The 13,509-nt window shown below is 67.3% G+C and carries 15 protein-coding genes; 6 read left to right on the top strand and 9 right to left on the bottom strand.

The features are described 5' to 3' along the window. Positions 1–55: 55 nt before the first annotated feature. The 3 genes from fen to P1Y20_RS05555 all read left to right on the top strand — a co-directional run bounded on the left by fen (position 56) and on the right by P1Y20_RS05555 (position 1,724). Positions 56–1,036 carry a flap endonuclease-1 gene (gene fen, locus P1Y20_RS05565; RefSeq protein WP_304447668.1) on the top strand — a complete coding sequence of 327 codons (981 nt, stop codon included), beginning with the start codon at positions 56–58 and terminating at the stop codon, positions 1,034–1,036. Between the two features lie 129 nt (positions 1,037–1,165). Then, positions 1,166–1,435: a dodecin family protein gene (locus P1Y20_RS05560; RefSeq protein ID WP_304447667.1), complete on the top strand. Its 270-nt coding sequence runs from the start codon at positions 1,166–1,168 to the stop codon at positions 1,433–1,435. A gap of 40 nt (positions 1,436–1,475) precedes the next feature. After that, positions 1,476–1,724, top strand: a complete 249-nt coding sequence (locus tag P1Y20_RS05555) for a BolA family protein (protein ID WP_304447666.1) — start codon at positions 1,476–1,478, stop codon at positions 1,722–1,724. A gap of 4 nt (positions 1,725–1,728) precedes the next feature. Here P1Y20_RS05555 and P1Y20_RS05550 read toward each other — a convergent pair whose 3' ends face one another. The 6 genes from P1Y20_RS05550 to P1Y20_RS05525 form a co-directional block, all read right to left on the bottom strand. Next, positions 1,729–2,856 (bottom strand): ABC transporter ATP-binding protein, encoded by a 1,128-nt coding sequence (locus tag P1Y20_RS05550; protein ID WP_304447665.1) that lies wholly within the window; start codon positions 2,854–2,856, stop codon positions 1,729–1,731. A gap of 26 nt (positions 2,857–2,882) precedes the next feature. Further along, positions 2,883–3,740, bottom strand: coding sequence for a carbohydrate ABC transporter permease (locus P1Y20_RS05545; protein WP_304449464.1), 858 nt, complete (start codon positions 3,738–3,740; stop codon positions 2,883–2,885). Positions 3,741–3,790: 50 nt separating this feature from the next. After that, positions 3,791–4,783: a carbohydrate ABC transporter permease gene (locus P1Y20_RS05540; RefSeq protein ID WP_304447664.1), complete on the bottom strand. Its 993-nt coding sequence runs from the start codon at positions 4,781–4,783 to the stop codon at positions 3,791–3,793. A gap of 28 nt (positions 4,784–4,811) precedes the next feature. After that, entirely contained in the window at positions 4,812–6,131 is a 1,320-nt protein-coding gene (locus tag P1Y20_RS05535) for an ABC transporter substrate-binding protein (protein WP_379737090.1), read from the bottom strand. Positions 6,132–6,256: 125 nt separating this feature from the next. Further along, positions 6,257–6,865, bottom strand: coding sequence for a transcriptional regulator GfcR (gene gfcR, locus P1Y20_RS05530; RefSeq protein WP_304447662.1), 609 nt, complete (start codon positions 6,863–6,865; stop codon positions 6,257–6,259). Then, complete coding sequence (locus P1Y20_RS05525; protein ID WP_304447661.1) at positions 6,862–7,923, bottom strand: glucose 1-dehydrogenase; 1,062 nt, start codon at positions 7,921–7,923, stop codon at positions 6,862–6,864. Before P1Y20_RS05525 ends, gfcR begins: the two co-directional genes overlap by 4 nt. Positions 7,924–8,034: 111 nt before the next feature. Here P1Y20_RS05525 and P1Y20_RS05520 point away from each other — a divergent pair, with 111 nt between their 5' ends. After that, positions 8,035–8,946, top strand: a complete 912-nt coding sequence (locus tag P1Y20_RS05520) for a dihydrodipicolinate synthase family protein (RefSeq protein WP_304447660.1) — start codon at positions 8,035–8,037, stop codon at positions 8,944–8,946. Between the two features lie 36 nt (positions 8,947–8,982). Here P1Y20_RS05520 and P1Y20_RS05515 read toward each other — a convergent pair whose 3' ends face one another. The 3 genes from P1Y20_RS05515 to P1Y20_RS05505 all read right to left on the bottom strand — a co-directional run bounded on the left by P1Y20_RS05515 (position 8,983) and on the right by P1Y20_RS05505 (position 12,053). Next, a complete protein-coding gene (locus P1Y20_RS05515; RefSeq protein ID WP_304447659.1) occupies positions 8,983–10,047 on the bottom strand; it encodes a DUF5305 domain-containing protein in 1,065 nt (354 codons plus the stop codon). Between the two features lie 45 nt (positions 10,048–10,092). Continuing rightward, complete coding sequence (locus P1Y20_RS05510; protein WP_304447658.1) at positions 10,093–11,259, bottom strand: signal peptidase I; 1,167 nt, start codon at positions 11,257–11,259, stop codon at positions 10,093–10,095. Between the two features lie 170 nt (positions 11,260–11,429). Next, on the bottom strand, positions 11,430–12,053 hold the full coding sequence (locus P1Y20_RS05505) for a hypothetical protein (protein WP_304447657.1): 624 nt from the start codon (positions 12,051–12,053) through the stop codon (positions 11,430–11,432). A 298-nt stretch (positions 12,054–12,351) separates the two neighbouring features. On the opposite strand from P1Y20_RS05505, the gene P1Y20_RS05500 reads away from it, so the two are divergent. Together P1Y20_RS05500 and P1Y20_RS05495 are read left to right on the top strand one after the other, a co-directional pair. Further along, on the top strand, positions 12,352–12,936 hold the full coding sequence (locus P1Y20_RS05500) for a DUF7344 domain-containing protein (RefSeq protein ID WP_304447656.1): 585 nt from the start codon (positions 12,352–12,354) through the stop codon (positions 12,934–12,936). Continuing rightward, a complete protein-coding gene (locus P1Y20_RS05495; protein WP_304447655.1) occupies positions 12,936–13,502 on the top strand; it encodes a hypothetical protein in 567 nt (188 codons plus the stop codon). Before P1Y20_RS05500 ends, P1Y20_RS05495 begins: the two co-directional genes overlap by 1 nt. The last annotated feature ends 7 nt before the right edge of the window (positions 13,503–13,509 follow it).

Genomic DNA, 13,509 nt, shown 5'->3' with positions numbered 1-13,509 from the left:
GACGGGACGCGCGCCTCTCGGGAGATTCAAGCCTCGCACGCTCGTCCCCCCGGCAATGGGAAACGCAGACCTCCGACAGCTCGCGGCCCTGGAGGACGTCCCCCTCTCCTCGCTCGGGGGGAGCGTCGTCGCCGTGGACGCGCACAACTGGCTCTATCGCTACCTCACCACCACCGTCCGGTTCACGCGCAGTCGCGCCTACACGACGAGCGACGGCGAGGAGGTGGCGAACCTCGTCGGCGTCGTCCAGGGGCTCCCGAAGTTCTTCGAGCACGACCTGACGCCGGTGTTCGTCTTCGACGGCGGCGTCACCGACCTGAAAGAGGCGGAGGTCGACGAGCGCCGCGAACAGCGCGAGCGCTACGAGGAGCTACTGGCGGAGGCCCGCGAATCAGGCGACGCGGCCGAGATATCGACGCTCGAATCGCGCACCCAGCGCCTCACCCCGCTCATCCAGGAGACGACGCGCGACCTGCTCCGACACCTCGACGTCCCCGTCGTCGAGGCGCCCGCGGAGGGGGAGGCGCAGGCGGCGTACATGGCCCGGCAGGGGGCCGTCGACTACGTCGGCAGCGAGGACTACGACACCCTCCTGCTCGGCGCGCCCTACACGCTCCGTCAGCTGACGAGTTCGGGCGACCCCGAACTGATGGACTTCGAGGCCACGCTCGCCGAACACGACCTGACGTGGGAGCAACTCGTCGACGTCGGCATCCTCTGCGGGACGGACTTCAACGAGGGCGTCCCCGGCATCGGCCCGAAGACGGCGGTGAAACTCGTCCGCGAACACGGCGACCTCTGGGGGGTCCTCGACGCCCGCGACGCCTACGTCGAACACGCGGACCTCATCCGCGAACTGTTCCTCGACCCGACCGTCACGGACGACTACGACTTCGAGACGTCGCTCTCGCCCGACGTCGAGGCGGCCCGGGCGTACGTCTGCGAGGAGTGGGAGGTCCCCAACGAAGAGGTCGAGCGCGGCTTCGACCGCATCGAGGCGTCGGCGGCCCAGACCGGACTCGACGACTGGGTCTGACCGGCGACCCTCCGAGGAGCCGACCGTCTCCCCACCCGCCCCGGGTCGGAGAGTGTCCCGCGTCGCTGTTCGTCTCCGAAACTGTCAGACGAACGAACGAAGTGGGCGGGGAGCGTAGTCGAGCAGGCCATGACGGCTGTAAAAATCATCAAGGTGCTCGGCACGTCGACGGAGTCGTGGGAGGCCGCCGCGGAGGAAGCGGTCGCGGAGGCGAGCGAGACGATACAGGACATCTCCGGCGTCGAAGTCGAAGACTGGACCGCGGAGGTCGACGACGGGGAGATCGTCCGATACAAGACGACCGTCGAGGTGGCGTTCCCGGTCCGCCCGGAACTGCACACGAGCGAGTCGACCGGTCGGGGGGTCATCCAGCGACTGCGGCCGTCGCAGTCGGAGTGAGTCCTCGCGCTTTTCCCCCGCGGTGCCCCAGTGTGGGGTGATGACGCCCGAAGAGGTCGAACGACTCATCGAGGAGGGTATCGAGGACGCCGACGCGACCGTGACACGCCCGCGGAACCCGGACGACGACACGCACCTCGCCGCGGTGGTCGTCTCGCCCGCTTTCGAGGGCGAGACGCTCGTCGCCCAGCACCAGCGCGTATACGACGCCCTCGGCGACCACATGACGCGCGACATCCACGCGCTCGAACTGAAGACCTACACGCCCGAGGAGTACGCAGAACAGTAGTCGCTCAGTCCGCCCGCGCCCGGGCGCGCTCCATTTCTGCAAGCGAGCGATTGCGGAGCGTCCGCCCCGTCTCGCGGTCGAAGAGGTGAATCGCCGCCTCGGGGACGCGCGCGACGACGTGCTGGTCGCGCTCGACGTGTTCCATCCCGTCGACGGTAGCGACGAACTCCTCGCTCCCGTCGGGGAACGTGAGGTGGACGTTGTTCTCGTTACCCATCGGTTCGACGACGCCGGTGACGGCGGGGAGGTCGTGCGGCCCGTCGGCCGACGGGACGAACGAGACGTCTTCGGGCCGGACGCCGAGGGTGAGACGGCGCGTCTCGCCGAGGTCCGTCGCGACGTCGTTCGAGAGGGGATACTCGAACCCGTCGCCCGTGAGGGTGTCCCCCTCGCGCTCGACCGCGAAGAAGTTCATCGACGGTTCGCCGATGAACCCCGCGACGAACTCGTTGGCGGGGGCGTGATAGCACTCGAGCGGCGTGCCGACCTGCATCAGTTCCCCGTCGTTGAGTACCGCGATGCGGTCGCCCATCGTCATCGCCTCCGTCTGGTCGTGGGTGACGTACACCGTGGTCACGGCCAGTTCCTCCTGGAGGCGCTGGAGTTCCGTCCGCATCTGCGAGCGGAGTTTCGCGTCCAGGTTACTGAGCGGTTCGTCCATGAGGAACACCGCCGGGTCGCGGACGATGGCCCGCCCGAGCGCGACGCGCTGTTGCTGGCCGCCCGAGAGCTCGCCGGGGCGGCGGTCGAGCAGTTCCTCGATGTCGAGTTTCGCCGCCGTCTCCTCGACGCGCGCGTCTATCTCCTCGTCCGAGAGGTCGGTCGACTCCTCGAGGCCGAAGCGCATGTTCCCCCGGACGGTCATGTGGGGGTAGAGCGCGTACGACTGGAACACCATCGCGATGTCCCGGTCGGCGGGCTTCGCGTGCGCGATAGAGCGCTCGCCGAGGTCGATGTCGCCCTCGGTGAGGGTCTCCAGTCCCGCGATCATCCGCAGGGTGGTCGACTTCCCGCAGCCGGAGGGGCCGACGAGGACGAGGAACTCGCCGTCGTCGATGTCCATCGAGACGTCGTCGACGGCGACGACGTCCTCGAAGCGTTTCGTGACGTGGTTGAGCGTGAGTCCTGCCATCTACTGGTACCTCGGTTCGTGTCGTGTCATGTCTGTCCTGCGACTCCTCGTGCGAACTTGTCGCCGAAGATGATGTACACCAGAAGCGTCGGGAACGCCGCGATGAACGCCCCCGCCATCTCCGTGTTGAACGTGCTGACGAGCCCTCCACCCAGTTGCGCCAGGCCGAGCGTGACGACCGACGAGTCGGCACCGGAGAGGAGGATGAGCGCGAACAGCAGGTCGTTCCAGACCTGCGTGAACTGGTAGATGAGCGTCACCGCGAACATCGGTGTCGACAGCGGGAGGACGATGCTGCGGTAGACGCCGAACGTGCTCGCGCCGTCCAGTCGGGCGGCCTCCAGCATCTCCGACGAGAAGTTCTTGTAGTACGCCCTGAACAGCAACGTCGTGATGGGGATGCCGTACGCCGTGTGGGTGATGATGAGGTGGACGAGCGACTCGTAGCCGCCGAAGACGCCGAACAGCTCTATCGCGCGCCAGAAGCGTGCGAGCGGCACCAGCACGGCCTGATACGGGATGAAGATGCCGGCGACGAACAGCACGACGACAGCTACCTGGCCACGCCAGTCGACGTTCGTCAGGCCGTAGGCCGCGAGACTCCCGAACAGCGCCGAGAGCAGGGCCGCCGGTACCGCCAGCAGCACGCTGTCGACGAGCATCGGCCGCAGCGTCTCCCACGCCGTCCCCCACGCCGAGAGGGTGAACCCGTCCGGCCCCGGCGGTGCGAACGGGACGGTCCGGGCGAAGGCGTCGCTCGTCTTGATGGACGTCATGATGCCCGCCTCCAGGGGCAGGAGGTAGAACGCGACGAGTGCCCCGAGCACCGTGTAGAGACCGATTCGTCGGGCGGTCGGCCGACGGCGCTCGGTCTGTCGTTCCATCCCGTCGTCGGGTGTGTCGCCGGTCGTCGCGGGGTCCGCGGGCGCGTCGCTCACAGCGCACCCCGCCGGTACTCGGAGTAGAGGTACGGTCCGACCACGGCGAGCGCCATCAGGAACAGCACGACGGCGACCGCGGAGCCGTACGCCCACTCGCTCGAGTCGAACGCGACGCGGTACATCATCGTCGCCAGGATGTCGGCCGCGGGCCCTGGCGTCTTCCCGAACAGGGTGTAGAGGAAGTCGAACGCCTTGAGTGCGAACACCATCAGGACGACGGCGGCGCTCACCGTCGAGGCCCGGAGCTGCGGGACGACGACGCGACGGTACATCCGGAACGTGCTCGCGCCGTCGACGCGCGCCGCCTCGAAGTGCTCGGTCGGTATCGCCCGCAGGCCCGCGAGGTAGACGACCATCGCGTAGCCGCTGTACTGCCACAGCAGCGCGAAGATGACCGCTCCCAGCGTGAACTGCGGGTCGCCGAGCCAGTCCTGTGCGAGCCAGCCGAGACCGAGTCGCTCCAGCGTGACGTTCACCACCCCCGACTGGGCGTTGTATATCCACGCCCAGAACTTCGCCGTCACGACGAACGAGAGGCTCATCGGGAGGAGGTAGATGGTCCGGATACCCTCCTCGAAGCGTATCTGCTGGTCGACGAGGATGGCGAGCAACAGGCCGCCGACGAGGCAGATGCCCGTGAACGCCACGAGCAGGACGAGGGTGTTGCGAGCGGCGGTCCAGAACGTGGGGTCCCCGAGCAGCCGCGCGTACATATCGAAGTCGAGGTTCCCGTAGTCCGGGTCGACGAACCCCTGGGCGTCGGTCAGCGAGAGCAGGAAGTTCCAGCCGATGGCGCCGTAGACGAACAGTCCGACGAGGAGCGCGGGCGGGAGCCAGAAGGGGAGCGACGAGACGAAGTCCGAGCGGGCCCAGCGGCTCCGCGTTCCTTCGGCGACGGTCCCCCCGTCCGGACGGACCGCCTCCTCCCCCCCACGTCCGACCGCCCGCCGCGCGCGGTCGACGAGTTTCCGCAATCTGGTAGACATGCGTAGTGTGTCGAAATCGTGTGCTCGTCTACTGGTCGAACGCCGAGACGAACCCGGAGTAGGCGTCGTCGACGTTCCAGTTGGTCGTGAACGCCTTCGTCGCCTCCTCGAGGCTCGTCTGAATCCCGGGACGGACCGCGAGCCCGTGGGCGATGGAGGGCGGCTGGTCCGAGGAGTCCTGGAAGTCCTCGATCTGCTTGGTGAGGAACGGCCCGAACCCGTCGGTGGAGACGTCCGTCCGGGGCGGAATCGACCCCTTCAGCGGGTTGAATCGCTCCTGGGCGTCGACGGTGCCGACGTACCGGAGGAACTTCTCGGTGGCGTCGGGGCTCGGGTTGTTCGCCGGGAACGGGAACGAGTCCATGTTCAGCGCGTAGGCGCCCTCGGTCCCCGGGAACGGGACGTGGTTCCAGTGCTCCTCGAACTCGAAGTCGTCGGCGTTGCCGTAGGCGCCGGCGGCCCAGTCGCCCTGGTGGAACAGACCGGCCTCGCCGTCGATGACCATGGCGTTGGCCTCCGTCCACTCGAGCGAGGAGGCGTCCTCGTTGAAGAACTCGCTGTACTGCTTGACGATATCGAGCGACCCCTTGACGGCGTCCTCGTTGGCCTCGACCTCGCCCTCGGTGAAGGCGGTGTAGGCGTCGACGCCGTACTCGCCCATGAGCACCTGCGCCCAGAGCTGAAGGGTCGACCACGGCGTCGCGGTCTGATTCGCCATCCCGACCATCCCGGCGTCGCTTATCTGCTGCATGACCTCGACGAGTTCGCTCGGCGTCGACACCGACGTCGGGTCCGCGCCGGCCTCCTCGACGACCTCGACGTTGTAGAAGAGGTTGTTGAGGCGGTGGATGTTGAGCGGGACGGTGACGTAGGTGCCGTCGGGCTTGGCAGCCTGTTTCGGTCCCTCGAGGTAGGCGTCCTCCATGCCGTTCTCGCTCCAGACGGAGTCCGAGAGGTCCTCGAGCAGGTCGGCCTCGACGTACTCCTGGAGGGCGGCACCCGGCCACGTCTGCCACGTGCTCGGCGCCTCGTCGTTCTGGATGCGGGTCTTGATTTCGGTCTGGAGGTTCTCGCCGGCCCCGCCGGCGACGAGGTTGTTGTCGAGTTCGACGTCCGGGTACTCCTCCTGGAAGCCCTCGACGAGCGCGTTGATGGCCTCGTTGCCGTCGCCGTCCGCCCACCAGTGGGCGATTTCGAGTGTGCCCTCGGAGCCGCCACCGCCCGACCCGTTCCCACCCCCGTTTCCGCCACCGCCACCGAGACAGCCGGCGAGGCCAGCCATACCGGCGGTGCCGGCACCTTTCAGAACGGTTCGACGGGAGAATCGCGATGTGTCATCCTTTGTCATTATATTGCCACCTGTGACGGTCACTCGGACAGTATCGGACGATTCACTTAACACTTTCCAGTGTTAACTGGTGGGCGAGTTAATTTTTCCACGTCTAGAATCGCGTAACGAGGGTCGGTCGACCGTCAGACGCGGATGACCTGGACGAGCGAGTGGACGGGGACCCCCTCGACCTCGTCGACGCCTTGCTTGTCGACGAGAACGGCGCAGGCGACCGGGTTGCCCCCCCGGTCGCGGACGGCGTCGATGGTCTCGGTGAGCGTGGTCCCGCTGGTGACGGTGTCGTCGACGACGTAGCAGTCGCGACCGTCGACGCCGGCGAAGTTGCGCGAGAAACTCCCCCCGAGGTCCTCGATGTCGCCCTCTTCCCACTGGTGCTTTCGGGGGGTGTACGTCGCCAGGTCGGTCTCCAGTTCGCGCGAGACGGCGGTGGCGAGCGGCACGCCCGCCTTCTCGATACCGACGGTGACGTCGGCGGGGCCGTTCGTGTCGACCAGGAGGTCGGCGAGCGCGGCGCTCACCTGCGACATGCGCCCGGAGTCGGTGCCGATGGCGCTCCAGTCGACGTGGATGTCGTCCGGTTCACGTCGCGAGGTGGTCGGCGTGTCGCCGCGTTCGACCAGCCAGCGGGCGGTCTCTCGCGAGACGTTCAGTTCGTCCGCGATTTCGCCCTTGGAGAGGCCGCGTTCGGCGAGCGTTGCTGCGTTCTCGATGAGGTCGTCTACGTTCTTCATAGCGTGTCGAACTCGATTGCGGTCTTGAGTGCGGTGTCGTCGTCCGCGAAGGCGCGGTCGTACTCCTCCGGGGGGACGACGTGGGTGACGAGGGCGTCGAGGACCCCCTCCGGGAGCGACGAGAGCGTCTCGACGGCGCGTTCGAAGTGGTCGCGGTTGGAGTTGACCGTTCCGACGAGCGCCTTGTTGTGGAGGACGAGTTCGCGGTGGAGGCGTCCCCCGTCGACCTCGAACGTCCAGTCGCCCGGGACGCCGACCAGCGCGCCGACCCCGTTGGGAGCGAGCGTCTCTATCGTCTCGAAGGCGTGCTTCGCGTACCCCGTCGCCTCGTAGACGAGGTCCATCCCCTCGTAGGTCTTGGGTATCTCGGGCACGGGCGTCGTGCGCGAGTCGACGTACGTCGCGCCGAGGTCCTCGATGAAGTCGATGGTCGGGTCGGGACGCTCGCGTCGGCCGAGGCAGTAGGTCCGCTCGACGCGGTCGTCGAGCATCGCGAGCGAGAGCAGGCCGAGCGACCCGTTCCCGAGGACGAGCGCGCTCTCCGGTTCCCAGGTGAACGTCGAGCGCGAGGCGTAGGCGGTCGAGAGCGCCTTCTCGGTGATGCTCGCCTGCTCGACGAGGAAGCCCCACTCCGCGAGCGCGCGCGGGAGCGCGACGAGGTACTCGGGGGGGCTGGTGAAGTACTCGGCCATGTAGCCGTGGGCACCGACGATGCCCCGCTCCAGGTACTCTCCCTCCGGCGCCATGTCCGGTTCTCCGCGCTCGAAGTACTCGTTGGTTCCGTTCGGGGGGCGGCGGACCGTCGGTGCCACGACGGTCCCCTCCGGCAGCGCCGTCCCGTTCGCGTCGGCGACTACGCCGACCGCCTCGTGGCCCAGGACGAGGTCGTCCTCGCCCGCGGGGAGGTCGCCGTGCTCGCCCGCGACGACCTCGCGGTCGGTACCGTCGACACCGACGCGCAGCGTCCTGACGAGCACTTCACCCTCGTCGGGTGACGGGAGCGGTCGCTCACGCAGTTCTGGACCGGTACCGTCTCGGGTGATGGTGATGGCTCGCATGGACGTCCTCTCTATTCAAAAATACTTATTCTAATCCGAGTTAAATCTTTGCGTCGCGGTCGCCGCGCCCCCGAACCACACCGTTACGTCCACGGCGACCGACCCCCGTCCATGGACCGACCACCGCAGACCGGCAGCGCCGACCCGCTCTCCGTCCACGGCGTCGTCCCACCGACGGTGACGGCGTTCGACGCCGACGAATCGCTCGACGCCGAGACGACCGCCGCCCACGCCCGCTTCGTCGTCGACCGGGGCGCCCACGGCGTCTTCCCGCTCGGCACCAACGGCGAGTTCGCCCTGCTCACCCCCGACGAACGCGAGCGGGTCGTCGCGAGCGTCGCCGACGAGGTGGGTGGCGAGGTACCCGTCATCGCCGGCGTCGGCGCGCCGAGTACCCACCAGACGGTCCAGCACGCGGAACGCGCCGCGAGCGCGGGCGCCGACGGCCTCGTCGTCGTCACCCCCTACTACTACCCGGTGGACGATACCGGTGCCGTCGAACACTACCGCCGGGTCTGCGAGGCGGTCGAGAAACCCGTCTACGTCTACCACATCCCGAGCAAGACCGGCAACGCCCTCTCGCGCGAGGCCGTCGCCGGCATCGCCGCCCTCGACGGGGTCGCCGGCCTGAAGGACTCCAGCAAGGACGTCCCGTGGCTCGGCCAGGTCGTCGCCGAGACGCCCGACCTCACCTTCCTCGCCGGGTCGGACTCGCTGCTCGTCCCCGGTCTCGACCTCGGCTGCGCGGGCGCCGTCAGCGCCGTCGCCAACGCCTTCCCCGGCCTCGTCGTCGACCTCTACGAGGCGTACGTCGACGGCGACCGGGACACGGCGAGGGAACACCAGCGAACCGTCTACCGGGTGAGAGACGCCATCAAGCGCGGGCCGTACATGGCCGGCGTGAAGGCCGCGCTCTCGCTACAGGGGTTCGACGCCGGCCCGCTCAGAAGCCCCCTCCGGAGCATGGACGAGGACGACCGCGAGGCGCTCGAAGCGGACCTGCGGGACCTCGACCTGCTCTGAGTCGCGCGCCTCGTCCCTCCCGACGCCCCTTCTCCCTCACCGTTCCGGCGGTTCGTAGACGTACAGCAGGTCGTCGTGGACGACGTAGTACGCCGACGCGTCGGGCGACTCGACGACGGCGTTGTCCGTGTCGATGGCGAAGTCCACGAGGTCAGCGAGCGACTCGGCGTGGGCGCGCTCGCGCGCGAGGACGCTCTCGGGCAACCTGATGCGCGTTATCCAGTCGTCGAACTCGGCGCGCTCGCGCCGGTGGGCGAGGGAGGCGCGCTCGGTCGAGGAGAGACCCAGTTCGTCGCGCGAGGCCATCGCTCCGACGCCGCCGAGGACGAGCACCGACCCGAGCAACAGCAACGGCCCACCGGCCGCCTGCAGCGGCGAGGAGTCGACGGGGTCGCGCACCGTCTCGGTCCGCTCGTAGCGCTCGGTCGTCGGACCGGTCGCGTCGACGGCGGCCGTCTCGCCCAGTTCGACCGGGAGGGTGTACCGCTCCGTCCGTTCGACGGCTTCGCCGTCGACGGTGCCCGAGAGGGTGACGGTCGCCTCGACGACGACCTCCGACTGGCCGGGCGACCCGCCGAGTTGCTCGTCGATGTCGGCCGTCTCGTTGGCCGCCGCCGCGAGGTCGACGGAGAACGGGACCGAGACGCTCTCCCCCGGTTCGAGGCCGCTCGCGTTGGCCGACGTGCGGTCGCGGCGCTGCTGCCAGTACACCGTCGTGTCGGCCTCGCCGGGCGACTCCACCGACCGGATCACGAGTTCCGTCTCCGCGTCGACGTCGAGCTCACCCTCCCCGGTCGCAGTGTACCCGTAGTCGAAGCTCCCGTTCATCACCGGGGCGACGTTCGTGAAGTACACCGAGCGGTTGTCGAGGCGCGTCCCCACGTCGTAGACGGGGTTCTCGCGGGTGACGGTCGCCCCGTGGTCGAAGGCGGCGGTCGTCTCCCACGACGAGACCACCTCCTCTCGCTGTTCGGTCTCCGGTCCGGCGTGCGCGTCGTACGTGAGCCACCCGCCAAGGAGCGCGAGCACGACCAGCAGGGCGACGACCACCGCGAGGTTCGCCCCGACCAGTCTGCGCGCGCGAAGTTCCCAGTCTCCCATCTGTCAGTACGTTCGGTATTGTCCGGTTAGTTAATACCCGATTACTCACCGCTCACGGCGCCTGGAAGACCCGAGGAGGCGTCCGACCAGCGAGCGCCCGCGTGTCGGCCGCGACCGACGCCGCACCCGCCCGCCGTCGACGAACGGGAGCGTCAGCGCGAGGAACCCGCCGGCGAGCAGCGCGTCGATGACGACGACGGGCAGCCACGGGTGGACCGCGTACAGCCCCCCGACCACCGACGCCGGCAGCACCGCGAGGTAGCGGTACTCGACGACGTACTGCCGGTAGTAGCCCGTCTCGGGGGGAGCGGAGAGCGTCACCTCCGTCTCCGCCGTCTCGCCCCCGCCCACCCGCAACTCGGAGTCCGCGACGCGCACCCCGTCGCTCGCCGGTTCGAGGTAGACGTCGGTGGGGACGAGGCCGGCGTTCGGCACCGCGTAGGGCTGGGTCTTCGACTCGCCCGCCGGAATCACGTCCGGGCGCTCGGAGTCGAACTCGGCGCTCACCACGCCGAACTCCTGGGTCCCCGAGGGGCCGACCATCGCCGCCGTCGCGCCCACGACGAGCACCGCGGCGAATCCCACCAGAACGACGCGCGTCGAGACACCCGTCTCGCGCTCGCGCGTCCGCTCGCGGCGCTTCGTCTCGCCCTCTCTGTACCAGTCGACGACGTAGTAGACGGCCGTGAGAGCGAAGACGAGGTACCCGAGGCCCTGCGCGCCGAGCAGCGACCGGGTGCCCAGCAGGGAGGCGAGCGTCGTCTGCATCGTGACGAGGAGGTCCTGGAAACCCATCACGGCGGTCCCGAGGTAGGGGATGACGACCACCTCGCCGTTCACCTGGAGGGCTTTGGCGACGATTTGAGCGTCCTGCACCGGGGGTTCGGCGTCGTCCTGGTCGGTGAACGGGTTCGCGTCGCCCTGTGTCGTGTACCCTCGGTCGGTCTCGCCGACGACGCGGTGGGTGGTCAGGCCGCCGCCCTCGATCTCCTCGGCCTCGTAGGTGACCACGTCGCCCTGCTCGACCGGTCCGGTGAGTTCCGTGGGGACGGCGACGAACCCGTCGCCGGGCTCCATCGTCGGCTCCATGCTTCCGGTTTCGACGTAGCTGAGGAGGAGCGGTTGGCCGAGGGCCGGTCCCGCAAGGAGGAGCGCGGCGACGACGATGAGTACGAGGGTAAGCGATTGGCCGAGGGTTCTACGGACGTTCATAATTCGTGATTGTAGGTATGTTTGGTACTATTGACGTACCTTGATTTAAGATAGACTCTCTTTCTTGTATATATTTTGACATCATTGTTCGCCGGATAGGGGTCGTAAGAACTGGTCGTCAACTTTATTACAGATGTGTAAAAAATACAACGAACACGCAGCGTTATAGGTTACAGTCCGTCCGTGTCAGGAACAGCACCAGCGTAGATTCCGAATTCGTCCGGAACCGCGCTAATATCCGTCGTCACATCATCAGCAGCGTCTCCTTCATCTCTGAGGAAGAAGCTTATGTGGACGTATGCGTCGTTCCCAGGGTCAAGGTCAAGGTATCCCGAGTTCGGACTGCCGCTCGGACCGTACCCGGTATCTGCAAGGGGTTGTGGTGAGTTCGGGAAATATGTCTGGTCACCTAAGTTCGTGGTGTCGTCTGTATCCTCGCTGTACTTAAACACCATCGGCGAGTCTCCCGGGATATCTTGTAGAGTAACTCGAATAGTGTTAGTACCGTTGTTTTGGATACGAAAAACGTTGTGGAATGCTGTATCTGAATCAGGATTCAGACCCTCTCCATTCTGATCATTCGATCCATCAAATACAAGTTGTAGTTTGTTACCATTTTCGGTAGCGTAATCGCTAATTGATGCATCCAACCCAAGGTAAGCTGAACTATCACCAGCGACGTTCACGCTAATTGAACGGTCGACTCGTGCTGTTGTGAACGCACCCGTACCCATTGCAGCCGCCCCCGCAGCGGCGAGCGAACCCGCACCGATCAGGAATTTTCTCCGTTGCATAGTCTGTCATCGGACGCCCCTCGCGTCCACCACACACCCTCTCACCCACCGGATTAGGTATACAGACCCCGGCGACGTCCAATGACCGCCATGAGAGGACAAAACACACCCCGTCTGCGATTAAACGACCGCTTGCAGAACAGTCCTCGGTCCGCAATCGTCGTCGAATCGAGTAAGTCCGACAATAATTTCAACCCATTGACGGTGAAACTGTACCTCTGCTGTAATTATCTCTATAATTAAGTCCGTCTACTCGACGATATCCGTCGTTCATGACTGTGACGGCGGGGGGTCGCCGATGAGCGAGTCGCTCTCCTCGACTCGCTCCGCGGGGCCTGACGATTCGGGCGAATCGCTCTCGGAGGACGACGTGTTCGAGGTGTTGAGCAACGGGCGGCGGCGCTACGCCTACCACTACCTGAAGCAGGCGGGCGAGGAGGTGGACATCCGGGAACTGACCGACCACGTCACCGCGCGGGAGTACGACAAGCCGCCGGAGGCGCTCACCGCGACGGAGCGCAACCGCGTCTCGACGGCGCTCCACCAGTTCCACCTGCCGAAGATGGACGACTGCGGGTTCGTCGAGTACGACGCGCGGCGCGGGGAGGTGGCGCTCTCCCCCTCCGCGAGCGACCTGGAGGTGTACGTCGACGTCGTGCCCGGGCGGGACGTCCCGTGGAGCCGGTACTACCTGGGGCTGGCGGGGGTCAACGCGGTCGTGCTGCTCGGCACCGCGGCTGGGGTCGCGCCGTTCGGCGCGCTTCCGGTCGTCTCGTGGTTCGCCTTCGCCGTCGCGTCGCTACTCGTCTCGGCGCTCGTCCACACCTACTACACCCGTCGCCTCGACCTCGGGGCCGACGACCCGGCGGAGCGAGCGCGCTGATGCGTCGCTTACGTCTCGTCCTGCTCGCACTCGGGGCGCTCGCGCTCGTGGCCGGGACGGGGGCGATGTCGAGTACGACCGCCGACCGGGGCGTCTCGGTCCAGGTCGCCGACGACGAGGACGCCCTCCTCGGCATCGAGACCGAGGGGGTGGTCGTCAGTGCGCCGCCAGCCGACAGGGGTGGCGACTCCGACTCGAACGACGGCGGGGAGAACGGCAACGCTGACGACGCGCCCGGGAACTCAGGTGACGCTCCCGGTCGGAACGCCTCGAACGCGAGCGACGCGTCCGGTGCCGACCGGACCACCCTGCTCACGCTCACGAACAACGCGCCCGGCGCGCTCGACGTGTCCGTCGACGTGGCAGGGGGCGGGGACGACGAACCGACCGTCCAGGGGCTTCAGGCTCCGGACACCCTCGACGCCGGTGAACGAGTGCCCGTCGAGGGGACGGTCGTCTGCGGCGGCGAACGGGGGGAGTACGACCTGACCGTCGACATCGTCGCCGCGGGCGACGGACTGGAGATAGACGCGACGCGGGAACTGACGGTCGAGTGCGGGTCGTAGGCGGCGA

This window comes from Halomarina ordinaria (genome assembly GCF_030553305.1).
Classification (GTDB): Archaea; Halobacteriota; Halobacteria; order Halobacteriales; family Haloarculaceae; genus Halomarina; species Halomarina ordinaria.
This window is presented reverse-complemented; position numbering and strand designations above follow the sequence as displayed.